The sequence below is a fragment of the Flavobacterium sp. MFBS3-15 genome, assembly GCF_026107645.2.
In the GTDB taxonomy this organism is placed as follows: Bacteria; Bacteroidota; Bacteroidia; order Flavobacteriales; family Flavobacteriaceae; genus Flavobacterium.
The window spans coordinates 1-24587 of the sequence record NZ_JAPCHV010000023.1 but is presented as its reverse complement, the minus strand read 5'-3'; the positions used below and the strand labels follow the sequence as shown (position 1 = coordinate 24587).

The following is a 24587-nucleotide window of genomic DNA, read 5'->3' as shown; positions in this document are numbered from 1 at the left end:
CATGTACGTACTGGACAAACCCATATACTTCTATCTTTTGGCCATCATCCCGGTGCTGGCAGGGCTGTATGCGTACGACCTGTACTGGAAGAAGAAAAAGCAGCGCGAATTCGGGAGTCCCGAAATCGTACAGCAACTTTCGCCGGAGCGTTCGGCATTCAAGTCGGGGCTCAAATTTACCATCATGCTTCTGGTCATCACCGGGCTGGTGCTGGCACTGGTCAACCCCAGGGCCGGTATGCGCAAGGAGGTTGTAAAAACGCAGGGTGCCGACATAGTATTCGCGGTAGACGTGTCGCTGAGCATGCTGGCCGAAGACGTAGCGCCCAATCGCCTCGAAAAGAGCAAGCAAATAGTCTCGCAGATCATGAAGCAGCTGGGCGCCGACAGGGTGGGCATCATCGGCTATGCCGGAAGCGCGTTTCCCGTACTGCCGATAACCAACGACTACAGCGTGGCGAAAATGCTGCTGGAAGGGATGGATACCGACATGGTATCGTCGCAGGGTACGGCCATCAATGAGGCGCTGATGATGTCGGCTTCGTATTTTGACGACCCCAAGGCAGGAAAGATGGTGATATTATTGTCCGATGGCGAGGACCACGGGCAGGACAGTTTTAGCGCTGCCGAAGACCTGGCTGAAAAAGGCATCAAAATGGTTACGGTGGGCGTCGGCACCGAGAAGGGCGGCAACATCCCGTTAAAACGCAATGGCGTGACCGAAAGCTTTAAGCGCGATAATGAAGGGCAGATCGTGACCACAAAACTTTTCCCGGCACCGTTGAAGGACCTGGCGAAGGTGACAGGCGGCGGGTATGTATCGGGTAACGACAGCCGCGAAGTAGCCGACTATGTGGCAAAAGCGCTGGAGAACATCGACAAGAAAGGATTTGCATCGAGGCAGGTATCGGATTACGATTCGCAGTACCAATGGTTCCTGGGCGCGGCATTGTTATTGCTCATCATCGACATGTTCCTGCTGGAGCGCAAAACAGCGTGGATTAAGAAACTGAACCTTTTTAACGAGAAAGAATCATGAAGGGACTGATGATGGCATTGCTGGTGATGATCCCGGTTTTTGCATTCGCGCAAAAGCCCGATAATGACATGGCACGCGGCAATGAGGAATATAAGAACAAGGCGTACCGTAACGCGGAGGCCGATTACAGGATATCGAAGTCGAAAGAGCCTGCAAAGGCAGCGGCCGATTATAACCTGGGCAACGCCGTGTATGAGCAGAAGCAGTACAGCGAGGCGCTGATAGCCTACGCCAGCGCGGTAGACAAGGCTGTGACCAAGCCCGAGAAGCACAAGGCGTGGCACAACATGGGCAATGTTTACATGAAGGTGAAGGATTACCAAAAGGCTGTGGAAGCGTATAAAAATGCGCTGCGCAACAACCCGCTGGACGATGAAACGCGTTATAACTATGCGCTGGCTAAGGAGATGCTGGACAAGAACCCGCCCAAGCCACCGAAAAAAGACGACCGCAAGGACCCGCCGAAGGACGACAAGGAAGACAATAAGAGCAACGTGCAGAAAAACCGTGGCGACAGTGGCGAAAAGGCCGACGGAGGGGGCAGCAAGGATACGCCCGAGCCTAAGGGCGGCGGCGAAGGCGCACAGCAAAATAAGGGTGGCGCCGATGAAAAGGGCGACCCGAAACCGGCGAAGGACGACCCGTCCAAACAGCGGATGGAGAGTCTGCTCGACGCGATGAACAACGAGGAGAAAAAAGTGCAGGACAGGGTAAAAGGCGTACGCGTGAAAGCCCAGCCGAAGAAGCAGGAGAAAGATTGGTAAGGGTTTTAGCCACGAATTACACTCATGCCGCAAAGTCCTCACCCCGGCCCTCTCCAAAGGAGAGGTAGACGTGACGTAACACTCTTGCTGTAGGATAAAAGTATGTGGGTTCGGGTGTCATTGCGAGCGTAGTGCAACGGAGTGCGGCAATCGTTCATTAGGAATTACTTGGGACTGAATGGAAAGATTGCTTCGTCGTTCCTCCCCGCAATGACGGTGGATGACATAACACTGTTGGCGGAAGAAATTAATGGAAATGAGTAAGCGGGCATGAATGTCATTGCGGGCGTAGTGCAACGGAGCGCGGCAATCTTTCTTGCCAACTTGGAATGTGATAACTAAAGCAAGGAAGAAATTCGTGTAATTCGTAGCTAAAAAAGCGGAGGTTTGTATTTTTGAATAATGAAGAGATATATAGCATTCATATTATTTTTTTGCATCCAGGGGATCTATGCCCAGGTGGAGTTTAAGGCCATTCCCGAAAGGACGACGCTTGGCATCAACGAGACCATGAAGCTGGAATTTACCATGAACGAGGACGGCGACAACTTTAACCCGCCGTCTTTCAAAGGATTCAATGTTTCGGGGCCGATTCAGTCGTTCAATTATCTTTGGGTCAACAAAAAGCAGACGTATAATAAGGTTTATACCTACTTCCTGACCCCTACATCACGCGGGACATTTACCATTGGGCAGGCTACCATCGAGATAAAGAACAAGGTGTACAAGACCATACCGTTCAAAGTGACCGTGACCGCGGCTGTTGGCAACGGCATGGCAGTAAACCCGAATGCGCCGAACAGCAAGCAGATGCAGAAGGCGCTGGGCAATGTGCAGCTTGTGGCTGAGGTAAGCAACCCAAACCCCTATATCAACGAGCCGGTGAATGTGGTGTACAAGCTGTATGTAAAAGTCGGCACAGGCGTTCGCGCGTGGGATAAGGCCGACAACCCGCAGTACCCCGATTTTTGGAGCCAGGTAGAGGATGTGCCGAAGAACCAACAGTCGGTACAGCAGGGGATGTTCAAGGGCGAAATCCACAACTACGTGGTGCTGCGCAGGGCGGTGCTTTACCCGCAAAAGAGCGGCAAGATCGAACTCGACCCCATGACGGCATCGCTGGCACTGGAAATACCCACAGGCCGTGTAGACCGTTTTGGTAACGATGCCTTTACGGTTGAGAACAGGATGGTTTCTACAGGGAATACAGTGGTTAATGTAAAGGCGCTTCCGGAGCAGGGGCGCCCGGCCAACTTCAGCGGGGCGGTGGGCAGCTTTACGTTTAAGGCAACACCATCCAAAACCACACTGTCCAACGGCGAGTCACTCAAGCTGGAAGTATCGGTTAGCGGCAAGGGCAACATGAAGCTGTTCCGCCTGCCAAAGCCATCGGCACCGAAGGAGCTGGAAATATTCGATCCCGAGCATTCTGAAAACATAGCCGTTCCGCTTAGCGGAATGGAAGGGAACATGGCGGACAGCTATACCATCGTACCCCATAAAAAAGGAAAATTTGCCATACAGGGACTGTCGTTCTCATGGTTTGACCCGAAATTAAAGACGTACCGCACCATGGCCTATGATAATATCGTGGTCGATGTGCTGAGCGTACCGGCAGGCGGTGTAAGCCCGGCCGAAAGCGCGTCAGGCAGCGGCAAAGGAGCGCCGGAGGCACGCGAGCCTTTCCGAACCATTGCCGGCAGCACTTCGCTGAAGGCTATCGGCAGTAGCGGGTTTCTTGGATCGGTGCTGTTTTGGGTATTGCTTGCGCTGCCGTTCCTGCTGGTTCCGGTGATCATTTTTGCAAGGAAGAAAAAAGAAGCCTACGATGGCGATGTGAAAGGCAACCGTGTGCGGGAAACCAACAAGCTGGCTAAGAAATACCTGGCGGAAGCGAAAAAGCACCTGGGCGACAAGGAGCCGTTTTACAGGCACCTGGAAAAGGCGCTGCACAACTTCCTGAAGGCCAAGCTGGACATAGAAACCGCCGAAATGAGCAGGCAGAACGTTCGGGAGCTGCTCCTTTCGCGCAACGCGGACAGCGATACAGTGAATGATTTCATGAAGATCATGGACAACTGCGAGTTTGCGAGGTACGCCCCATCGACAAGTACGGCGATGCAGCAGGATTATGATAACGCGGTGGCGGTGGTGACAGCTTTGGAAAAGCAGATGTAGTTTTTTAACCACTTTGGGTTATTTTACCACAAGGGACACTAAGGATTTACACCAAGCCCACAAAGCTATATGGATAATTTTGTGAAGAGGGGCACAAAGCAGTATGTTTTTGCATGCGGAAGCTTAAAAGCGAAGCGAAACTTTGTGCCCTTTCAAAGTTTCGCTTGTTATAGTGTCCTTAGTGAAAAAACTTTGTGATCCTTGTGGTAAAAAATAGCAAGATAGTAACTATGGAAGCTAACCTTTAAATTATATTAAAAAATAAATGACGGAAAACGAAATAGCAAAAATAGTCTACAATTGTGCCCTTAAAGTCCACAAAGCCTTAGGGCCCGGGTTATTGGAGAGTGCTTATTGTGAGTGTTTGTGCTATGAGTTATACAAGTCGGGATTATACATTGAGAAAGAAAAACCGCTTCCTTTGGCATATGGCGAGATCAGGCTGGATGTTGGCTACAGGGTTGATATAATGATTGAAAATAAATTCATTATTGAGGTTAAATCGGTGGAAGAACTCCATGATATTCATTTGGCCCAATTGCTTACGTACCTGAAATTATCAAGCTGTAAATTAGGACTATTGATTAACTTTAATACCTTGCTGATCAAAAATGGGATGAAAAGGGTTATTAACGGAACTTTGGAATGAAAAATTTAGCATACCTACTATTATTCCTTTCGCAGGCGATCTTTGCGCAGGCGGAGTATGTCAAAAACAATGAGGAGCTTGTCTTTTCATTTAAAACAAATAAGGGCAAAAAAGTTGTTTTGGCGAAAGAGAAGAATGACCAGTATCTGGTCTACCGCTTTGGTACCGGGGATAAGATAGAGATGGAATTTCCCGGTGACCTGAAAAATAGCTGGCCGAAATTCAAATACAGTTACTATCGCAGGGGTGGAGGTAAGTCCAATGCCGGGGTTGAGATACAGAACATCATATTTGAAAATGACGGCTATAAATATGTCATCTATTACAACTACTCTGCGGAAGAAGACAAACAGACCGTTGGTGTCCTCGTAATGAATGAGGCCACGGGAAAAGAAAGTAACATAAAGGGCAAGACCGATACCGTTGAAGGCTCCTTAATGGAGATCAGGGAAAGCGGCCTGCTGGAAATGGCAGACGAGATGTATTGATATAAATTACAATGAAAAACTTAGCATACATACTATTATTCCTTACGCAGGCATTGTTTGCACAGGATGCGTTTGAGAAAGGCAACGAACAGTTCCGGCAGGGGCAGTACGACCAGGCCATTGCGACATATGAGGGCATACTGAAAGGTGGGCAGGAGTCGGCGGAGCTGTACTTTAACCTGGGCAATGCCTACTTTAAGCAGGAACAGGTGGCGCCCGCCATTTACAACTACGAAAAGGCACTCTTACTCGACCCGGGCAATGAGGATATTGAGATCAACCTCGGGTATGCCCGTGAGCTTATTACCGACAACATCGAACCTGTGGCCCGACCGGGCCTGTCCGGGTTTATGAGCGGCCTATCGGGGATGTACCATTACGACAGCTGGGGGTGGATAGCCATTGTATGTGCTTTCCTTGTGCTGGCATTGTTCGCAGGGTACTACTTTACAAAGAAAACAGCCCTTAAGCGCGGCTTTTTTGCTGGGATGACACTGATGGGCGTTATGTTGCTTTTTAGCCTCACAGCGGGCTTCCATGCGAAATCGGAGGTGGATAGCGAACATCCTGCCATTGTGTTCAGCGAGATGGTGCAGGTAAAAGCACAGCCCTCGGCACAGGGGGATGATACCTTCATTCTCCATGCGGGTATAAAAGTAAATGTATTGGAAACGAAAGAGCAGTGGCAAAAGGTGCGGATGCCGGATGATAGTGAGGGATGGGTACCGTCGGAGGCGATTAAGCAATTAGCCCCCTAACCCCAAAGGGGGAATAAGACGCTCACAGCTGCCGGCATGACTGCAGCTCAATCTGAAATCTACAATCTGAAATAGCTATTCCCTGAACCAATCTTCGAATACCGGGAAAATATACGTTGAAACCTCAACCAACGGGTAAAAGAAGAAAGAGCCATCGAGGGTTTCTTTCTTTACAAGATCGTGGTTAAAGTTTAGTTTCAGGAAGAAATTGAGCAGTACGCTCAGTACCAGCACCATCCGCATGAATCCGAACACGCCGCCCAGTACGCGGTTCATGAGCCCAAGCCCGGAATAATCGGCAAGTTTGGTGAATACTTTTGCCAGCAGCGTAATGCCTATCACCACTGCAAGGAACGTTATGGCAAAAGCAATGACGGCAGCCGTGGCGGGGTCGTCGGACAAAGTGCCTTCAAGCAGATTGGCGGTCAGCTGCGAGAATTTCACGGCAATAAAAAGGCCGGCAATGAGCGATACCAGCGAGGCCAGCTCTACAAAAAGCCCTTTCCAAAAACCTTTTATCAGTCCGTAAACCAGCAGCCCCCCAAGTATGATGTCGATTCCTGTCATGGTACAAAGGTACGGTTCCTGCTTAAAAAGTCACAGCCGCGGTCGCAGTTTTACGGTTGCGATTATGGTTTAGGCTGTTGGCGCATTTTTTCGATCAGGGCATCTTCATATTTGCCTTTAAAGGGCAGGATGTCATTTGTAGCATCGTTTGGTACGGTCATGGAAAGCACGTAATGCTTTATTTTCCATTCTTTGCCTTCCTTTTCGAGTACGCCCGAACCGCGGCAGCCCTTCATCCAGGTGTCGAGGAGCTCGTCGAACCATACTGTTTTGCCGTCCTTGCTAAAATATACATTGCGCTCCAGGGCTTTAAAATCCCACGCCTTGCCACGGTCAAAATACGGTTTTGAAAAGGCAAGGAATGCTTTTTTGTCCCAGTTTTCAGTGGCATCGGTACCGATATAGCGGCCATCTTCGGCAATTTTACCAAAATACCCGTTGTGGTCACCTTTTGCGGCAGCGGCATGCCAGTCGTTCAGGAAGGCATTGATGGCTTTGGTCTCTTTGGCAATGTCGGCAGTGTCGCTTTTTCCGGTAAAATAAGCTGCAGAAATGGTTACGCAGGCCAGGCACAGGAAGTATATCTTTTTCATGCTAAAACTTTTTATAAAGATATACTTAACCGCCTAATCTACAAAAAATTTAACCACATAGATACATAGCCTTTAGTGACGAAAGATAAAGGCCGGTGAAAGAAAACATAGCGAAGCTTTGCTTCAGGGCTAAGGTTTACAGCACAAGTAAAAGCTATGTATCTATGTGGTTAAAATGGCATTACCCCAGCATCTCATTATGCTGCGACAGGTCGAGCCCCTGGTGTTCGGCTTCTTCCGAAACGCGGAGGGGTATGAACAGGTTGGTCAACTTGTAGAGCAGCATGGCCCCGAAGAACGAGAATACTGCTACCAGTACCAGCGCCATCATGTGGTGCCCGAAAACGCTCCAGCCGCCGTGGAGCAGGCTGGCATTTTCGCCCTCGGCAAAGATGGCGGTGAGTATCATGCCCATGATGCCGCCCACGCCGTGGCAGGCAAACACATCGAGCGTATCGTCGATCTTTTTAAGCGACTTCCAGTTGACCATGATGTTGGACACGATGGCCGCGGCAAACCCGAAGAAAATGCTTTTTGGCACCGACACAAAGCCTGCTGCCGGTGTTATAGCCACAAGCCCAACAACCGCCCCGATGCAGCAGCCCAGTGCCGATACTTTCCTTCCGTTGAGCCTGTCGAAGAACGCCCAGGTGAGCATGGCCGACGCTGAGGCAATAGTGGTGGTGGCAAACGCCATGGCCGCGGTATGGTTGGCTGCCAGCGCCGATCCGGCATTGAACCCGAACCACCCGAACCAAAGCATGCCCGTGCCCAGGAGTACGAACGGTATGTTGGTAGGTATGTATTCCACATTTTTGCGCTTGCCCAGCACCAGCACGCCGGCAATGGCCGCAAACCCGGCGCTCATGTGCACTACCGTTCCGCCGGCAAAATCCTTAACGCCGAAGTAAGCACCCAAAAGTCCGCTGGGGTGCCATACCATGTGGCACAGCGGGGCATAGATGCATATCGAGAACAGGCAGATGAACAGCAGGAACGATATGAAGCGGATGCGCTCGGCAAGGGCGCCCGTAATGATGGCGGGCGTGATGATGGCAAACTTCATCTGGAACAGCGCAAAGAGGATGAACGGGATGGTGGTTGCCATTTTTACGTGCGGATGCTCGTCTACATAATCAAAAAAGGCAAAGTCGGACGGGGAGCCGATGAGGCCGTAGTAAGTGCCGTCGATGGTGATGCCTATGGGATCGCCAAAGCTGAGGCTGAAGCCCACCGTTACCCAAAGCAGGCTGATGACGCCAAGGCATATGAAGCTTTTGAGCATGGTGGAAATGACGTTCTTTTTGCCGACCATGCCGCCGTAAAAGAACGACAGGCCGGGAGTCATGAGCAAAACAAGGCAGGAGGCCGTGAGCAGCCAGGCCACATCGGCGGGCACTATGGCATCGGTAGCGTTGAATTGGGATGTGGGGCCGCTAACGGTTTTATGTTCCCAGAACAACCCCGCGATGGCAACGGCAGTGGTAATGACGAATGCGGCTATCCAGCGTTTTTCTAACTTTTTTTCCATGATACCCTGTATTTTTTCAGGGGTAAAAATAAAAATTAAATAGATATTAATTATTTAGCCCCTTAACTTTTAAGGCTTATTCAAAATCATATCGCATTTATCGCCCGCAATTTGTGAATTATCACCGATTGCCGTGAATTACTGCGTTTTCTCCTGTAACCACGCTGTTTTGTAGGAAACTATGCAAGCATAAATAGTTGATAAGTTAATGTAGTGTTAAAGGATTGTATTGAAAAATTTTATAACATTGTAGTCATCAATCAAAAAAACAGACACATGCATTCTTTACACCACACCGTAGAAGAGGTTAAATTATTTGAGGCAATTGCCGATATTGCCTTCATTGCCGGGCAAAAGGGTTTTTGCTCCGGGGATTCCAGGGAAGACATTGCCGAAATCATCCGATGGGGCAAGGAATTTGAAGCCATCCATGAGGAAACCGACTGGGATGATACCGACTATACTACGGCCATCGAAGCGTTTGCCGCTAATAAGATGAGGGTGGGGATGTAATGTACCCCTCTAATTTAATTTCACCATAAGTCTCATAAGGAAATCTTCTATTGGGATGAAGTTTACATTATCATAAGTGAACTCCACACTTTCATATTCGTGCCAAATATGATCATCTTTATTTTGTTCTGAAAAAAATAACGATGGCAACTGCCATATTTCCGCAACAAAATATTCACTATCTATCAGGTTTTGCCTTATCGCACTCTCAATGCTGCGCAATGAAACATGATTGGAGTTAGAAAACACCACGCTACCATAGTTTTTATAATTGCTTGCATCACGATAGAGGTAATTTAGTTTGATGTTCATTTTTAAATAAATAGATTTCAAATGTACTAAAAACCCGACTATACTCCGTTGTTTTATAGTCTGCATTTATGAACTTTTGTCTTTATGGATATCAAGCAAAAGTTTGGACTTAAAATAAAAGAGCTGCGAAAGTCTAAAGGACTTTCACAAGAAAGGCTTGCTAATTTAGCAGAAATAGATAGAACATATTTGCCGACAATTGAAAAGGGTGAGCGAAATGTGTCTATTGAAGTCGTTGAGAAGTTGGCAAAAGCATTAGAGGTAAAAATAAAAGACTTATTCGATGAATAGGGCTTATTATTCATCTTCTATCGCAAATTTTATTTTAGAAGATACCGATAGTGTTTATGGTAAGATTGCCGGTCAGTATGATTTAAACAATTTAGTCAAGCAGCAGTCCAATGCTTGGAAGCAACAAATCCAATTACTCAAAGGCCAAATTGAAGGTTTTAAAGGAAAAGTTTATTTTGAGTTCACCATTCCACGTATGGGGAAAAGGGTCGATAACATTATCATTATTGATAATTGTATATTTATCATAGAGTTTAAAATAGGGTCAAAGGTATACGATAAACATGCAAAAGATCAAACTTTCGATTATTCGTTAGATATGAATAACTTCCATGAGGGAAGCCATAATAAAGTTATTATTCCAATTTTAGTTGCGGATAAGGGGCCAATATGTCAAAATTCCTACACTTTAAGCTTTGACAATGTTTATGAGACCTTATGCTCAAATGCAGATTCTTTAAAACAGATTATTGTCGAGACGTTAGCCAGGTTTAAAGGCTGCGAGAAGATAGATGTGGAGGAATGGGAAAATTCTATATATAAGCCGACTCCAACCATCATAGAAGCTGCAACAGCTTTATATAAGATGCATAATGTTGAAGAGATATCCAGAAATGATGCAGGGGCTAAAAATTTGTCAGCAACATCAGAATGTATTTCTCAAATCATTGATTATTCTAAAGCAAATAACAAGAAATCTATTTGCTTTGTTACGGGTGTTCCTGGCGCTGGAAAAACATTAGCAGGACTAAATATTGCTAATTTACGCTCAAATTATGAGGCTGAAGAGCATGCTGTATTTCTTTCGGGTAATGGTCCTTTGGTAGATGTATTGAGAGAAGCCTTAAGTCGTGACAAAGTAAAAACGTCAAAAGAAAATAAAGTTCCTATAACTAAAAAGGTTGCATCTTCACATGTTACGTCTTTTATTCAAAATATTCATCATTTCAGAGATGCCTCTTTAAAAGACACAAAACCTCCTATTGAGAAAGTTACGATTTTCGATGAAGCGCAACGAGCCTGGACGTTAGAGCAAGCGTCTAAATTCATGCAAAGGAATAAAGGAATTCCAGACTTCAATAAATCTGAACCAGAATTTTTGATAGAAGTAATGAATAGGCATAACAATTGGTGTACAATTATTTGTCTGATTGGGGGAGGGCAAGAAATAAATACAGGAGAGGCTGGTTTGGAAGAATGGATAAAACCATTTGCAAATAATTATCAAGATTGGGATATATATTATTCTTCTGAAATAACGGATGATTCAAATTATATTAAAGACGAAAACTCTCTGACTATTTTAGAAGAGAAAGATGCCGTCCCTAAATCTGACTTGCACTTGTCTGTTTCACTAAGGTCATTTAGGAGTGCTCAGTTGTCAATTTTCATTCAAGAAATTATTGACAATAATATAAATGGGGCAAGGGATATTTACTTCAAGTTTATAAAGGAAAATTATCCTATTTATATTACCAGAGATTTACAGATTGCAAAGAAGTGGCTTCTTGAGAAAACTAAAGGTCCGGAGAGATGTGGTATAGTTGCATCATCAGGAGCGATCAGATTGAGGCCTTTTGGACTGAATGTCAAAGCAAAAATTAAAGCACCTGATTGGTTTCTAAATGAGAAAAACGATATTAGGTCATCATACTTTCTTGAAGAAGTTGCTACTGAATTTGATGTTCAAGGATTAGAACTTGACTGGACTTGTGTGGCTTGGGACGGTGATCTGTTTTATAATTGCAATAAATGGAATTATAAAAAGTTTAAAGGTACTAAATGGCAAAATGTCTCCGATCAAAATAAGGTTAAGTATCTTATAAACTCTTATCGTGTTCTTCTTACAAGAGCAAGGCAAGGCATGGTGATTTATATTCCTCAGGGGAATGATGAAGACATAACACGTCCTAAATATATGTATGATGGGACTTTTGATTTCTTTAAAAGTATAGGAATCGTGGAAATTTAGGTACACCTACATTCTTTAAACATTTTGTCGCCAAAAATGAGACGAAATCAGAGTCAAGGACACATATGATTTTATAAGAGAATAAAAATTAGTGCACAGTGTACAAAAACACGCAACCGGATTTTTCCCTACCTTTACCTTAAACCGCAACACTATGGAAACCCGGCAGGAACTCACCGATAAGATTTTGAAGATTACGGTACTGATACAGGAAAAATACCCCGAGCTGTCCAAATATTTGGGCGAGGTGCAGGAAACGCTGCCGTCACTGGAGCATCCGCATGTAGGAACAGAAGACCTGGCCAAATACTACCAGACCCTCGACGAAATGCTCAAGGATTACCTGCTGGAGCATCCGGAGCTTTGATGGTTTGGAGTTCAGGGTTTTGGGTTCAGGGTTGCCAATAGGAGCGTACAACCCAGGCTGAATTAGTGAATGAGTTAGCTACGGGCTGTCGGCACGCAACAGTTCCCCTGTCATCACGAGGAAGAATGACGAAGCGACCTAAGAGGGTTAGGAAGAGGCCGTTCTAAACCATCACCCCATCCTTAAACAACACCGGCACTTCCTCCGTATTGTCCTCGCTGATGGTATTCGCTTTGAATACATAGGTTTTGTCATACAGCGTATTCCCGATAAAGAAGGTCACCATAAACCGGTTGTCGAGCACCATTACGCTGTCCTCGATCATTTCGATCTTTACCGCCGATACGGGCGGCACTTCCTGAAACACGTGGCGCAGCATGGAGGTTTTGCGGGGCTCGCCGTCAATCACACCCTCCGCCGACGAAACCACAATGCCGTTTTCGAGGGTATGGTCGCTGTCGTTAACCAGGTAGGCATACCAGGTTTTCTGCATGAAGTCGTCGTTCCACTCCTGCACTGCCGCCATATATACGTTTTCCACTATCGGGATGATGATGTCTTTTTTCATATTTCTTTAAGATAGGATGCCCGGGGCGTTTAGTACCTTTAGTAAAAATACTACCATGAAAAGCATGCTACTACTGTGCCTCGCTGCCGCCGTTATGGTTATCGGCTGCAAAGATGGCGAAAAAGCAACAAGTACACAAGATACAACAGCGCTCGACACAACCCGAACTGCGATGCCTGCCGTAAAGCCGCAAAGCACCTGGATGGGCAAGTACGCCGGCACCCTCCCTTGCTGGAAGGACTGCGACGGACTGAAAACTGAAATCGAGGTGCGCAGCGACAGCACTTATACGTTAGCCTCGCAGGCACTGGGGCAGGAAGACAAGCCGCGGGTGTTCAACGGCACGTACCATTTCGACACGGCCAAAAGCACCATTACCCTCGACGCGGAAGGCGACCACCTCAAATTTCTCGTCGGCGATGGCATGCTCAAAAAGCTGGATAAGTTTGGCGACCCCGAACAGGGTGCCCCACAGGAAAACTACCTCCTCAAAAGGGTGGAATAACATGCTGAAGACACCGTCACATTTGAGTCAAAAGCGCGGGGAGATGTATTGCTACCTAAAATTCCCCTTCAAGGGTATCTTAAATCATCCTATGGGTACCATAAAGTAGTGTTAGGCGTACTATATTGTCGCCTTAAATTGCTCTAAAAACCTCACGTCATTCTCATAGAACATACGGATGTCGCTAATTTGGTACAGGAGCATGGCGATGCGCTCGATACCCATCCCGAATGCAAATCCGTTGTATTTTGACGCATCGATTCCGCAGTTTTTTAACACATTGGGATCCACCATGCCGCAGCCCATAATCTCGAGCCAGCCGGTCCCTTTGGTAATGCGGTAGTCGATCTCGGTCTTCAAACCCCAGTAAATATCGACCTCAGCGCTTGGCTCTGTGAATGGGAAGTACGATGGGCGAAGGCGTATCTTGCTCTTGCCGAACATCTCTTTGGTGAAGTACAGCAGGGTTTGCTTCAGGTCGGCAAATGAAACGTCCTTATCGATGTAAAGCCCCTCCACCTGGTGGAAGATGCAGTGGGAGCGCGATGATATGGCCTCGTTGCGGAATACCCTTCCCGGTGAAATGGTACGGATAGGGGGCTTATTGTTTTCCATGTATCGCACCTGTACCGATGAGGTATGCGTACGCAGCAGCACGTCCGGATTGGTCTGGATAAAGAAGGTATCCTGCATGTCCCTGGCCGGATGGTACTCCGGAAGGTTAAGTGCGGTAAAGTTATGCCAGTCGTCCTCGATTTCCGGACCTTCGGAAACATTGAAGCCGATGTTCGAAAAGATATCGATAATCTGGTTTTTTACAATAGATATAGGGTGGCGCGAACCGACCTGGAATGGCTCTCCGGGGCGTGTAAGGTCGCCGTAAAGGCTTGTACTTTGCTCCTTGCTTTCCATTTCCTCCTGAATGGCGGCTACCTTATCCTGCGCGGCATTCTTCAGGCTGTTGATTACCTGCCCGAATTCCTTTTTCATGTCGTTTGGCACATTCTTGAACTCGGCCAAAAAGTCATTCAGGATGCCTTTTTTACCCAGGAATTTTATCCTGAAAGCTTCGAGTTCGTCTTTGGTTTGTGCTTTAAATGCTTCTGCTTCGGCTATGTAGCCTTTTATCTTGTCAATCATTGGTGTACTATGGTAAGTGCGCAAATTTAGTGATTTAGCCGCTAATCGGAAGTATTTTCATATTTTAATTGAGCGGGCGTTTTCCTTTCACCGCTAAAATTCGATACTTCACCTCAATTTTTAAATACGTGCGCTACAATGCCGTTATAGCTGTATGACCTTCGTCAGAAATTGGTTTGGTTTTAAGTTGGTAAAACCTGTGCTACTCTATCGGCACAGGTTTTTTATTTGATAAGGCCTTTTTCCAAAAAATAATCCACTATTGCGCCTTTCATCAGGATGCTCTGCTCACCGGCCTTCAACGGTGGCAATTCTTCCTTAACAGTGTAGTGAGGCCATCCGTCCTCATCAAAAAAATCAAACTCATAGTAGCCGTAAGGCTCCAATAGGCGACATATGGCAATGTGCATAAGGTTCAGCTTTTCATCCTTTTTGAATTTACGGTTGAATTTGCCCAGTTCCTGCACACCGATTAGGTAAATGATGGCATCGAGGTCCAGGGTGTCGCCATCGGCAAAACGGTCAGATAATATTGTGACAAGCTGCTCCCAGCGTTCTTTCAGTTGTTCGTCTCTTGACATTTCAAATGTTTAAGCGGCAAAGATAGTGACTTGGAAATTAATGGCGACTGTTATGGCGGTAACCCTCGTTTTTGCATAGGTAACGGGTAGACAAAAGTTAAACTTCCGTCAATCCCGCTACGCCAAATGCCAACACTTCGTAACTTTATAAGTCTGGCAACGAAACTATGAAACAACCCCTTTTGGCTTTCAACGACAAAGGTATTTACTGTGCGCAGGCCAACGTGTACCTAGATCCCTGGCGGCCAGTGGACAATGCCCTAATTACCCATGGCCATAGCGACCACTCGCGCTGGGGGCACAAGCAATACATAACCCATCACATGAACGTGCCTATCATCAAGCACCGCCTTGGTGACATCGTGGTGACGGGCAAGGACTGGAACGAGACTTTTACCATCAATGGAGTAAAGTTCTCCTTTCACCCTGCGGGTCATATCATCGGCAGCGCGCAGATCCGGGTAGAGCATAAAGGTGAGATATGGGTTTTTACGGGAGACTATAAAACCGAAGATGATGGCATTTCCACCCCTTATGAGGTAGTAAAGTGCCATACATTCATTACAGAAAACACCTTTGGGCTGCCTGCCTTTAAATGGACACCTCAGGATGAGGTAATGACTGATGTGAACAACTGGTGGGCTCAGAACAAAGCCGACGGGCGCACCTCGATATTGTTTGGCTATACCTTGGGTAAAGCACAGCGGTTATTAAAGTACCTCGACCCGTCAATTGGACGCATCTACACTCACGGGGCGGTGGAGAACATGACGGAAGTCCTCCGCACCATGGTTGACTTTCCGGAAACCACACGCGTGACCAGCCTTATCAAGAAAGAAGACTTTGCAGGCAGTATTGTTCTTGCCCCGCCAAGTGCTCACGGCAGTATCTGGATACGGAAAATGACACCCTATGTTACCGGTTCAGCCAGTGGGTGGATGGCATTTCGTGGAGCAAGGCGCAGGAGGGCAATTGATAGAGGCTTTGTGATGAGTGACCATTGCGATTTCCAGGGACTGCTCGAGAGTATAAAAGCTACAGGCGCTGAGAAGATCATCTGCACGCACGGCTACAGCGATATTTTTTCGGCTTACCTGCGTGAGCAGGGTTATGATGCCCGCACCGAACATACCCAGTACGAAGGCGATGAAGACGATGCCAAAACGAAAACCCCGGCAGAATTGGCCGATGAAAATGCAGACGGATAAATGAAAAATTTTGCCGAACTCATAAAAGCGCTCGACAGTTCCAATAAGACTTCCGTAAAGGTGGATGCACTTACGGAATACTTTCACAATGCGGGCGATACCGACAGGGTTTGGACGATTGCCATACTTTCCCACCGCCGCCCGCCGCGCCCCGTAAATACTACATTGTTGCGGATATGGGCTGCCGAGTTGGCCAACATCCCGTTATGGTTGTTCGAGGAGTCCTACCACATTGTGGGCGATTTGGCAGAAACTATTGCGCTTGTTATTCCTGTTTCAAAAAACCATTCGGAGAAAACACTGACGGAATATGTGCAGGAAATGATCGCCCTGAAAAAGAAGAGCGATGAGGAAAAAAGGGAATACCTGCGCACCAACTGGCTTGCGTTGAATTATTACGAACGCTTTGTATTTACGAAACTTATTACGGGCAGCTTCCGTATCGGCGTAAGCCAAAAGCTAATGACCCGTGCGCTCTCTAAAGCTACGGGACTGGACGAGGATTTGCTTGCCTATAAGCTTATGGGCGAATGGGACCCGAACCGCATTACGTTTCAAAATCTTGTGATGGAGGAAAGGGCAGAGGATTACCTTTCAAAGCCCTATCCATTCTATCTGGCGTATGCCATAGAGGGCGAGCCCGAAAGCCTGGGCAATTGTGCCGACTGGGCAGCAGAGCATAAGTGGGATGGTATACGGTCGCAGACCATTATTCGGAAAGGCGGGCTGTATGTGTGGAGCCGCGGGGAAGAATTGGTAACCGATAAATATCCTGAGTTCAATAGTTTTTTGGGAGTTATACCTGATGGTACGGTCATCGATGGCGAGATACTTCCGTGGATCGACGGCAACATCGGCAGCTTTAATGATTTACAGACGCGCATCGGGCGGAAAACCGTATCTGCCGCCTTGCTCAAAAAAACGCCCGTTATTATCAAAGCTTATGACCTGTTGGAATGGCAGGGTGAGGATATCCGCCAAAAACCCTACACCGAACGCAGGCAGCTTTTGGAGGAATTATATGGAGCCGTAAAGGATTATGAACTGCCCTTACAGCTTTCAGACCAAGTGGATTTCGGGTGTTGGGACGATATCATCATGGAGCGTGAAAAGGCCAGGGAGCTGCGCAGCGAAGGACTGATGTTCAAGCGAAAGGATTCGCCTTACCTGGTGGGGCGCAAAAAAGGCGACTGGTGGAAATGGAAACTTGACCCGTTTTCCATCGATGCGGTACTTACCTATGCCATGCGGGGCAGTGGGCGCAGGGCAGCATTATTCACCGATTATACCTTTGCCCTGTGGGAAACGAAGGAAGATGGCACAAAAGAACTCGTCACGTTCGCAAAAGCATACAGCGGCCTGACGGATGCCGAATTCCGCATGGTGGATGATTTCATCAAGAAAAATACGCTGGATCGGTTTGGCCCCGTGCGCAGTGTCACGCCAAAACTGGTCTTCGAGATAGGCTTCGAAGGCATATCGCTTTCCGGACGACACAAAAGCGGTGTGGCGACGCGTTTCCCCCGCATCCTACGCTGGCGCACCGACAAAACCATTGAGGACGCGAACACATTGGACGATTTGAAGGCGATGATACCGAAATGATCCTCACCCCCCGACCCCTCTCCTTGGGAGAAGGGTTGGGAAGAGGACTTAAAAATAAAACATAGTTAATAATTAATGAACAGGGAACAACTTTTCGACATAGCAACTACCTGGTTTGAGTCTAAAAACTGGAAACCTTTCCCGTTCCAAACCCAAACCTGGACCGCCTTCCTGCAAGGGAAGAACGGCGTGCTGAATGCCCCAACCGGCAGCGGCAAGACCTATGCCTTGTGGATGCCCATTGTTCTCGACTACATCAAAAAGAATCCTGATTACAAAACGAAACACAAGGCCGGCCTGAAAGCCATCTGGATAACACCTTTGCGGGCCTTATCGGTCGAAATAAAGCAAGCTGCCGAACGTGTCGCTGAAGATTTAGAAACCCAACTAACAGTGGGTATACGCACCGGCGATACTACATCGTCAGAACGCAGCAGGCAAAAAACGAAGATGCCAGATTTGCTTGTCACTACCCCCGAGAGCATGCAATTGATGTTGGCTTCCAAAGGCTATGATGCGGTATTTAAAAACTGTTCGGCCATCATTGTGGACGAATGGCATGAACTTCTGGGTACCAAGCGTGGCGTACAGGTAGAACTTGCGTTATCAAGGTTGAAGGCAGTAGCTCCCAAAATGCGCGTTTGGGGCATATCGGCTACCATTGGCAATTTGCAGCAGGCCATGGAGGTATTACTCGGGCCCGACTCACAGGCGTTGAAGAACTCTGTCATGATACGGGCGCACATCAACAAGCGCATTAATGTCATATCCGTTATCCCTGAAAAAATGGATGCCTACCCGTGGCGTGGCCACATGGGGCTGCACCTGATACACGAGGTGGCGAAGATCATAAAGAAAAGCAGGTCTACATTGGTGTTTACCAATGTCCGTTCCGCCTGCGAAATATGGTTTCAGGCTTTACTGGAAAAATACCCCGAGTTTGCAGGCGATATGGCCATGCACCACGGCAGCATCAGCCGGGAGACAAGGCAGTGGGTAGAGCAGGCCATACGTGATGACCAGTTAAAGGCCGTGGTGTGTACCTCCAGCCTCGACCTTGGCGTAGATTTCGCCCCTGTGGAAACGGTAATACAGATAGGCGGTCCCAAAGGCGTAGCGCGCTTCCTGCAAAGGGCAGGGCGTAGCGGGCACCGTCCGGGACAGCAAAGCAATATTTACTTCCTGGCAACCCATGCCATAGAGCTGGCCGAAGCATCGGCCCTGCAGCGTGCGGTTAAAGATACTGTAGTGGAAGATAGAATTCCTTACCTCAACAGTTGGGATGTATTAGTGCAATATCTCGTAACCCTGGCAGTAAGTGATGGTTTTTATCCCGATGAAATTTTTAAGCAAGTGAAAAGTACTTTCTGTTTCCAGGGGATGGATGAAGACGACTGGCAGTTTTGCCTCAACTTCATTACCAAAGGGAGCCAGAGTTTGCAGGCTTACGATGAATACAAAAAAGTGGAGGTGGAGCCTGATGGCAAATACAAAGTGAACAGCAAGGCCGTAGCACTTCGTCACCGCATGCAGATGGGAACGATTGTGGGCGATGCAGTAATGACTGTAAAATTTTTGGGCGGGGGCTATATAGGTACAATCGAAGAATGGTTTGTATCGAAAATGAATCCCGGCGATATTTTTATCTTTGCGGGACGAAAGCTGGAATTGCATCGCGTGAAGAACACCGAAGTCATTGTGCGCCGCGCCGACCCCGGAGCCAAAGCACGCCACGCCAGTTGGATGGGAGGCAGGCTTACACTTTCGGCACAGATGAGCGAATTATTACGGGAAGAACTGTATGCCGCCAATACCGACAATATGTCGGTGGAGATGCAAGCGCTTGGACCAATGTTCAAACGACAAAGAAAAGAGTCGATCATCCCCAATGCAGGGGAGTTCTTAATTGAAACTTTCAAAACCCGCGAAGGCTACCATGCTATATTTTACCCGTTTGAGGGACGGTTTGTACATGAAGCACTGGCAAGCCTTATGGCCTACCGCATCAGCCTGCTCACGCCAATAACCTTTTCGCTGGCGTATAATGATTATGGCTTCGAGCTGCTGTCGGACCAGGAGATTGATATGCAGCAGGTGCTCGACAACAACCTGTTCACGCCGCAGCACCTTCACCACGACCTGCAGGCCAGCCTCAATGCCACCGAGATGGCGCGACGGAAATTCAGGGACATTGCAGTTATAGCAGGGCTAGTGTTTACCGGCTATCCCGGAAAAGTGGTCAAGACCAAGCACTTGCAAAGCAGTTCGCAGCTTATATTTGAGGTATTCCGCGACTATGAGCCGGCCAACCTGCTTTTCCAGCAGGCGTACAGGGAAACCTTCGAACACCAGCTGGAGGAAGGCCGCCTGATCATGGCGCTCGAACGCATACAGCAGCAGGAGATCGTTTGGAAGCAGTGCGAAAAGCCTACGCCGTTCAGCTTCCCTATCATTACCGACCGTCTCCGCGAAAGGCTTTCCAGCGAAACACTGGCGGAAAGGATAAAGAAAATGACGGCGAGTTATATGAAGTAGAATTGAGATGAGAGATAATAGATGATAGACTGCCTGTAGCCGATGACCCTCGAAGTAACCATAAAAAACCGCGCCTTTGTCCTCCATTGCTCCGGAGCCCTTTATTGGGTAGAAAAACGCATGCTCCTGATAAGCGATGTACACCTGGGCAAGATATCACACTTCCGCAAGTTTGGGTCGGCGCTGCCGGGCAACGCTATATTCCGCAACTTCCTGAAGCTGGACAGCGTAGTAGAATATTTTAATCCTGAAAGCATCTGCTTTTTGGGCGACCTTTTCCATAGCACGCTCAACAATGAGTGGCAATTGTTCGAGGATTGGGTAGGGGTAACGCAATTGCCAATAGTATTGGTGGCTGGTAACCACGACATTATTTCCCCGCATAAATATGAAGGACTCGGCATTACCGTAGTAAGCGAATGGCTTCTCGACGGTTTCCTGCTTACGCACCATCCTGAAGAGCGCGAAAATTATTTTACGCTGTCGGGGCACATACATCCGGCAGTATTGTTAGAAGGCATGGGTAGGCAATACCTAAAGCTGCCGTGTTTTTTCCGTTCACCAAATCAGATGATATTACCTGCCTTTGGCGAATTTACCGGTAACTATGTAATGGAGCCTGCCGAAAATGATATTATTTATGTAATTACAAAAGAGGATGTAGTACTCATAGAACAGAAATAACGTAAACAATATGTTAATAATATTGAAATTCCAACTAATGGCACTATTTTAGCGTTTGTATATATACTTCAACAAAAAAGGAATTCCTGAAAAAAGTGTAGCATCCCTCACACAGTAATTCTTCTAAAAAGCTTATAATCATACCGATTGGACAGTAAATAAATGTTGCGGCTCCAATGTTATGGTTACAGTAAAATTCAACAACACCGCCAGGACACCTTTTCTGGCAACAACCCGAAAAAGGGTAAATCTGTATTTCAAAGATTCGCAAACATCGCCTAATGCCAATTTGGGCATGTGGATAAAAACGGCTATATTCCTCACGGTATTCATCGGCTTGTATCTTCTTATCATTTCGAATATATTTCCAGTTTGGGCTATGCTTGGATTGGCGGTACTGCTAGGAATGGCCAAAGCTTTTGTAGGCTTCAATGTGTGCCATGATGCCATACACGGATCGTTTTCATCCTCCAAAATCACCAATAAAATTTTTAGCGCTGTATTCAATCTCTTAGGAGCAAGCCCTTATGTTTGGAGCATTACCCACAACATTGTGCATCACACCTATACTAATATACCCGGTCATGATGAGGATATTGATGTAGCGCCTGGGCTCATCCGTATTTCAGAGACAGAGCCGATAAACCGCCTGCAACGGTACCAGCACTGGTACGCATTCCCCTTGTATTGCCTTGCATCCATTTCGTGGGCTTTCCGTAAGGATTATAAAAAATTCTTCCAGGCCAGGGTAGGGCAACTGGAAAATCATCATCCGCGAATGGAATATTTTAAGCTGTTTTTTTACAAGGGAATCTATTATTTCCTGTTCATAGTGCTTCCGTTAGTGGTATTGGATATTACCTGGTGGCAGTTTCTAATTGGGTTTTTGGTTATGCATTTTTCGCAGGGGCTTACCATGGGGCTGGTTTTTCAATTGGCGCACGTAGTAGAAGGAACCGATTTCCCCATGCCCGATACCACCGGCAACATGGAAGAAGCCTGGGCCGAGCACCAAATGCGCACTACTGCCAATTTTGCTTCGGGCTGCCCGCTTGCCGCATTCTTCCTGGGTGGATTGAACCGCCAAATAGAACATCATTTGTTCCCAAAAGTCTGCCATATCCATTACGGCAAAATAGGGAAGATCGTAAAAGAAACGGCTTTGGAATTTGGATTGCCTTATACTGAAAATCCCACATTCCTCAGCGCTTTAAAATCGCATTATAAGATGCTGAAAAAGTTTGGAAAGGAAGCAGCTTAGGCTACTTACTTCGCCTCCTCCCTCAACTTTTCCCTGTGCTGCATGCCCCAGTTGCCCAATGCCTCGAGTACGGGTTGCAGGGTGCGGCTGTAAGATGTAGGAAGATATTCTACCACTACGGGAATGTCGGCGGTAACGCGGCGTTCTGCAAGGCCGTTTATCTCGAGGTCTTTCAACTCCTGAGAAAGCACCTTGGCCGATATGCCGTTGATTACACGCTGCAGCTCATTAAAGCGGTGGTGGCCCTCACAAAGAGCAATGATGATGCGCAGTTTCCATTTACCCCCAATTACATATAGTGCGTCGCCCACGGCAGTCAATCTGCTTTGGCATTCGGAGGTTGACATTGCTTTTAGCTTCAGCGGGGTTTCCAATACAGTTTCCATGATTTCTTATCGGTTACAAAAATGTAAGTAGTTACCTTTAGTATAGTGCTAACTTTTAGTTAGCAAAGTTACGTAATTTTGTCCAATAATAATAAACCAAAAATCATGAAAAATATATTGCATGTAATTTCCAGCCCAAGTGGCGAAAATTCTATAAGTATCAAACTTGGTAATGCCATTGTGGAAAAGCTGGTAGCCGAATACCCCGGCAGTTCTGTCATCGAGATAAATGTGGCAAAAGACCCGTTCCCGCACCTTGAGGAAAACCTGATAAAAGCGACGCGTTCTTCTGCAGCGCCATCAGATGATGAAGCGCTGGTGCGCTCCAACAAAGCAGTGCAGCAAATTAAGGATGCCGACATCATTGTGATTGGTGTGCCGCTATTCAACTTTAGCATACCGTCAACATTAAAAGCCTGGCTGGATAATGTGGTGCGTCCCGGTGTTGCCTTTACCTATAGCGAGAATGGCGTGCAGGGGCTCATTACCGGAAAGCAGGTGTATCTTGCAGTGGCTTCAGGTGCCATATATTCGGAAGGACCGATGAAAGACTTCGATTTTGCCGCTCCATACCTTGAAAAAGTATTTAACTTCATTGGCGTTACAGACATCACGACTGTCCGTGCCGAAGGCGTAAACATGCCCAACCTTAAAGACATTGCCCTGCAAAAAGCGATTGACAGTATCGCGGTTTAATATAGAAGATCCCATAAGTTTTGGCTTATGGGATCCCTAACTCAATTAACAACACACAAATCATCGAGAACGGTCTTGAGGACTGTATTTATATAGCCTTCAGGAATTCATCTGTATGGAAATCTAAGAATTGCTTAGCCGCTTTGTACACGCCATCCTTGTATTTTGCAGGGTCAACCGTAATGATTTTAGCGTTTTGCGTATTGCCGTCGGTAACGCTGTACATGGTGCCGTATAGGGTTTTTGTACCGAGTGCATCCCTGCTTCCTGCCGCATAGCTTGTTACCGTGCTTTCATCTACCACGCCGTTGATTGCTAACGGCTTGCCCAGTGTGCCTACATAGGCGGATGTAGAACCCGCGCCCATCTTGCCGTGGTAAAACGCCACTTGGCTTGTAACCATCGTTACGGTGTTGCTGCCTTTGAACTTGATCTTGCTGTCATTGGTCATCGTCACGCCCTCGCTGTCTACCAGGCGGAGATTTGTCTTTATCTTCAGTTTGGCGCCATTGCCCTGAAAAGCTTCTTTGTCGCTCACAAACAGCACCGTGATGTCTACATTGCCTATAACGGCATCATTCAGTTCTTTAGACAGGCGTGGGAATTTCATGGCCTCATTGCCTAAAAAGCCACCTTTCTTTTCTTTGCCGTCTTTGTCAAGCCCTTTTACATAGTAATCGAAACCGGAAGGTGTGCAGGTGAGTACGCCCGGTATTTCAGCAACGCTTATTTTCCCGCCATTCATTCGGGTAAAACCTTCGTATGCTTCTATTTTACCGGCTTCATCTGCCGGGATGATCGTCATACCTTTCGCCTTTAGCTTGCCGATGTAGTCCTGGTATAATTGGTCGGTGATTTCCTGCACTGTTTTCTCATCAAGCCCCTCCAGTCCTACAGAAATCCCTGTAAGCGCATCACCCTTCATGCCACCGCCCAGCATCGAGCCACCCTGTTTGAACTTCTCCTTTTCATTATATACCTGGAAATTGACCTGGAAGCCCGAAATGTATATCCGGTTCTTTCCCTTAAGCTTGCCCATGCCATACGACTGGTCTTTCGGCTTGAATTCGCCCAGTGTTTGCGCCTGTGTCGCGATGGCGGCAAAAATGAGCATTGCACTGATTAGTAGTTTTGCTTTCATAAATGTAAATTTTAGTATGAAGCAAAGCTAACAGACTGTAAAAGAGTATTCAATAGGGCGATTGCCTTATTTAGAAGGGAACACTGATTTCACAGACCTGCCTGCCGGTAGGGAGGTTAATCAACACCCTTTAATATGACTAGTCCTAAAATAGGTTGACTATTTTTTGATTATACAAATTTGATAAAAGTTCAGACATTTTCAAGTTGTCTGAACTTTTTCTTTTTAAAAGATATTAGTTTGACTTTATCCTGT

General features: G+C 47.0%; 26 protein-coding genes. 17 read left to right on the top strand and 9 right to left on the bottom strand.

All coding sequences use genetic code 11. The features are described 5' to 3' along the window. Nucleotide 1: 1 nt before the first annotated feature. The 6 genes from OGH69_RS16870 (at nucleotide 2) to OGH69_RS16845 (ending at nucleotide 5876) form a co-directional block, all read left to right on the top strand. Nucleotides 2–1039 carry a VWA domain-containing protein gene (locus tag OGH69_RS16870; RefSeq protein WP_265175668.1) on the top strand — a complete coding sequence of 346 codons (1038 nt, stop codon included), beginning with the start codon at nucleotides 2–4 and terminating at the stop codon, nucleotides 1037–1039. Further along, a complete protein-coding gene (locus tag OGH69_RS16865; protein WP_265175667.1) occupies nucleotides 1036–1803 on the top strand; it encodes a tetratricopeptide repeat protein in 768 nt (255 codons plus the stop codon). Before OGH69_RS16870 ends, OGH69_RS16865 begins: the two co-directional genes overlap by 4 nt. A 402-nt stretch (nucleotides 1804–2205) precedes the next feature. Continuing rightward, nucleotides 2206–3981, top strand: a complete 1776-nt coding sequence (locus OGH69_RS16860) for a BatD family protein (RefSeq protein ID WP_265175666.1) — start codon at nucleotides 2206–2208, stop codon at nucleotides 3979–3981. 265 nt (nucleotides 3982–4246) lie between these two features. After that, the gene (locus OGH69_RS16855; RefSeq protein ID WP_265175665.1) at nucleotides 4247–4630 is read left to right on the top strand and encodes a GxxExxY protein; all 384 of its coding nucleotides are present in this window, start codon (nucleotides 4247–4249) and stop codon (nucleotides 4628–4630) included. Further along, nucleotides 4627–5118, top strand: coding sequence for a hypothetical protein (locus tag OGH69_RS16850; RefSeq protein WP_265175664.1), 492 nt, complete (start codon nucleotides 4627–4629; stop codon nucleotides 5116–5118). Before OGH69_RS16855 ends, OGH69_RS16850 begins: the two co-directional genes overlap by 4 nt. Nucleotides 5119–5129: 11 nt before the next feature. Next, nucleotides 5130–5876: a tetratricopeptide repeat protein gene (locus OGH69_RS16845; RefSeq protein WP_265175663.1), complete on the top strand. Its 747-nt coding sequence runs from the start codon at nucleotides 5130–5132 to the stop codon at nucleotides 5874–5876. 75 nt (nucleotides 5877–5951) lie between these two features. On the opposite strand, the gene OGH69_RS16840 is transcribed toward OGH69_RS16845, so the two are convergent. From OGH69_RS16840 to OGH69_RS16830, 3 genes are all read right to left on the bottom strand, one after another. Then, nucleotides 5952–6443 (bottom strand): CvpA family protein, encoded by a 492-nt coding sequence (locus tag OGH69_RS16840; RefSeq protein WP_265175662.1) that lies wholly within the window; start codon nucleotides 6441–6443, stop codon nucleotides 5952–5954. Nucleotides 6444–6505: 62 nt separating this feature from the next. Continuing rightward, on the bottom strand, nucleotides 6506–7036 hold the full coding sequence (locus OGH69_RS16835) for a nuclear transport factor 2 family protein (RefSeq protein WP_265175661.1): 531 nt from the start codon (nucleotides 7034–7036) through the stop codon (nucleotides 6506–6508). A 181-nt stretch (nucleotides 7037–7217) separates the two neighbouring features. Further along, nucleotides 7218–8567: an ammonium transporter gene (locus tag OGH69_RS16830; protein WP_265175660.1), complete on the bottom strand. Its 1350-nt coding sequence runs from the start codon at nucleotides 8565–8567 to the stop codon at nucleotides 7218–7220. Nucleotides 8568–8843: 276 nt separating this feature from the next. Here OGH69_RS16830 and OGH69_RS16825 point away from each other — a divergent pair, with 276 nt between their 5' ends. Then, nucleotides 8844–9080, top strand: coding sequence for a hypothetical protein (locus OGH69_RS16825; RefSeq protein ID WP_265175659.1), 237 nt, complete (start codon nucleotides 8844–8846; stop codon nucleotides 9078–9080). Nucleotides 9081–9089: 9 nt separating this feature from the next. On the opposite strand, the gene OGH69_RS16820 is transcribed toward OGH69_RS16825, so the two are convergent. Next, nucleotides 9090–9392, bottom strand: a complete 303-nt coding sequence (locus OGH69_RS16820; RefSeq protein WP_265175658.1) for a hypothetical protein — start codon at nucleotides 9390–9392, stop codon at nucleotides 9090–9092. An 84-nt stretch (nucleotides 9393–9476) separates the two neighbouring features. On the opposite strand from OGH69_RS16820, the gene OGH69_RS16815 reads away from it, so the two are divergent. From OGH69_RS16815 to OGH69_RS16805, 3 genes are all read left to right on the top strand, one after another. After that, nucleotides 9477–9683: a helix-turn-helix domain-containing protein gene (locus tag OGH69_RS16815; RefSeq protein WP_265175657.1), complete on the top strand. Its 207-nt coding sequence runs from the start codon at nucleotides 9477–9479 to the stop codon at nucleotides 9681–9683. Continuing rightward, nucleotides 9676–11655 (top strand): DUF2075 domain-containing protein, encoded by a 1980-nt coding sequence (locus tag OGH69_RS16810; RefSeq protein WP_265175656.1) that lies wholly within the window; start codon nucleotides 9676–9678, stop codon nucleotides 11653–11655. The genes OGH69_RS16815 and OGH69_RS16810 overlap by 8 nt, the downstream gene beginning before the upstream one ends. 154 nt (nucleotides 11656–11809) lie before the next feature. Then, entirely contained in the window at nucleotides 11810–12022 is a 213-nt protein-coding gene (locus OGH69_RS16805) for a hypothetical protein (protein ID WP_265175655.1), read from the top strand. A 163-nt stretch (nucleotides 12023–12185) separates the two neighbouring features. Here the strand turns inward: OGH69_RS16805 and OGH69_RS16800 are convergent, their stop codons facing one another. After that, complete coding sequence (locus OGH69_RS16800; protein ID WP_265175654.1) at nucleotides 12186–12590, bottom strand: hypothetical protein; 405 nt, start codon at nucleotides 12588–12590, stop codon at nucleotides 12186–12188. A 55-nt stretch (nucleotides 12591–12645) separates the two neighbouring features. Between OGH69_RS16800 and OGH69_RS16795 the strand changes: the two genes are divergently transcribed. After that, nucleotides 12646–13095 (top strand): copper resistance protein NlpE, encoded by a 450-nt coding sequence (locus OGH69_RS16795; RefSeq protein ID WP_265175653.1) that lies wholly within the window; start codon nucleotides 12646–12648, stop codon nucleotides 13093–13095. A 120-nt stretch (nucleotides 13096–13215) separates the two neighbouring features. Here the strand turns inward: OGH69_RS16795 and pheS are convergent, their stop codons facing one another. Both pheS and OGH69_RS16785 read right to left on the bottom strand, forming a co-directional pair. Beyond that, nucleotides 13216–14235 (bottom strand): phenylalanine--tRNA ligase subunit alpha, encoded by a 1020-nt coding sequence (gene pheS / locus OGH69_RS16790; protein WP_265175652.1) that lies wholly within the window; start codon nucleotides 14233–14235, stop codon nucleotides 13216–13218. Nucleotides 14236–14459: 224 nt separating this feature from the next. Then, nucleotides 14460–14816, bottom strand: a complete 357-nt coding sequence (locus OGH69_RS16785) for a hypothetical protein (protein ID WP_265175651.1) — start codon at nucleotides 14814–14816, stop codon at nucleotides 14460–14462. A 167-nt stretch (nucleotides 14817–14983) separates the two neighbouring features. Here OGH69_RS16785 and OGH69_RS16780 point away from each other — a divergent pair, with 167 nt between their 5' ends. The 5 genes from OGH69_RS16780 to OGH69_RS16760 all read left to right on the top strand — a co-directional run bounded on the left by OGH69_RS16780 (nucleotide 14984) and on the right by OGH69_RS16760 (nucleotide 22109). Further along, the gene (locus tag OGH69_RS16780; RefSeq protein WP_265175650.1) at nucleotides 14984–16024 is read left to right on the top strand and encodes a ligase-associated DNA damage response exonuclease; all 1041 of its coding nucleotides are present in this window, start codon (nucleotides 14984–14986) and stop codon (nucleotides 16022–16024) included. Continuing rightward, nucleotides 16025–17629 carry an ATP-dependent DNA ligase gene (locus OGH69_RS16775; protein WP_265175649.1) on the top strand — a complete coding sequence of 535 codons (1605 nt, stop codon included), beginning with the start codon at nucleotides 16025–16027 and terminating at the stop codon, nucleotides 17627–17629. It begins immediately after the preceding gene. Nucleotides 17630–17704: 75 nt separating this feature from the next. Further along, nucleotides 17705–20164, top strand: a complete 2460-nt coding sequence (locus OGH69_RS16770; protein ID WP_265175648.1) for a ligase-associated DNA damage response DEXH box helicase — start codon at nucleotides 17705–17707, stop codon at nucleotides 20162–20164. A gap of 42 nt (nucleotides 20165–20206) precedes the next feature. Continuing rightward, nucleotides 20207–20848, top strand: coding sequence for a ligase-associated DNA damage response endonuclease PdeM (pdeM, locus tag OGH69_RS16765; protein ID WP_265175647.1), 642 nt, complete (start codon nucleotides 20207–20209; stop codon nucleotides 20846–20848). A 181-nt stretch (nucleotides 20849–21029) separates the two neighbouring features. Then, nucleotides 21030–22109: a fatty acid desaturase family protein gene (locus tag OGH69_RS16760; RefSeq protein WP_265175646.1), complete on the top strand. Its 1080-nt coding sequence runs from the start codon at nucleotides 21030–21032 to the stop codon at nucleotides 22107–22109. A 5-nt stretch (nucleotides 22110–22114) separates the two neighbouring features. On the opposite strand, the gene OGH69_RS16755 is transcribed toward OGH69_RS16760, so the two are convergent. Next, nucleotides 22115–22495 carry a winged helix-turn-helix transcriptional regulator gene (locus tag OGH69_RS16755; protein WP_265175645.1) on the bottom strand — a complete coding sequence of 127 codons (381 nt, stop codon included), beginning with the start codon at nucleotides 22493–22495 and terminating at the stop codon, nucleotides 22115–22117. Between the two features lie 105 nt (nucleotides 22496–22600). Between OGH69_RS16755 and OGH69_RS16750 the strand changes: the two genes are divergently transcribed. Continuing rightward, on the top strand, nucleotides 22601–23191 hold the full coding sequence (locus OGH69_RS16750; protein WP_265175644.1) for an FMN-dependent NADH-azoreductase: 591 nt from the start codon (nucleotides 22601–22603) through the stop codon (nucleotides 23189–23191). 88 nt (nucleotides 23192–23279) lie between these two features. On the opposite strand, the gene OGH69_RS16745 is transcribed toward OGH69_RS16750, so the two are convergent. Further along, complete coding sequence (locus tag OGH69_RS16745; RefSeq protein WP_265175643.1) at nucleotides 23280–24332, bottom strand: hypothetical protein; 1053 nt, start codon at nucleotides 24330–24332, stop codon at nucleotides 23280–23282. Nucleotides 24333–24587: the final 255 nt, after the last annotated feature.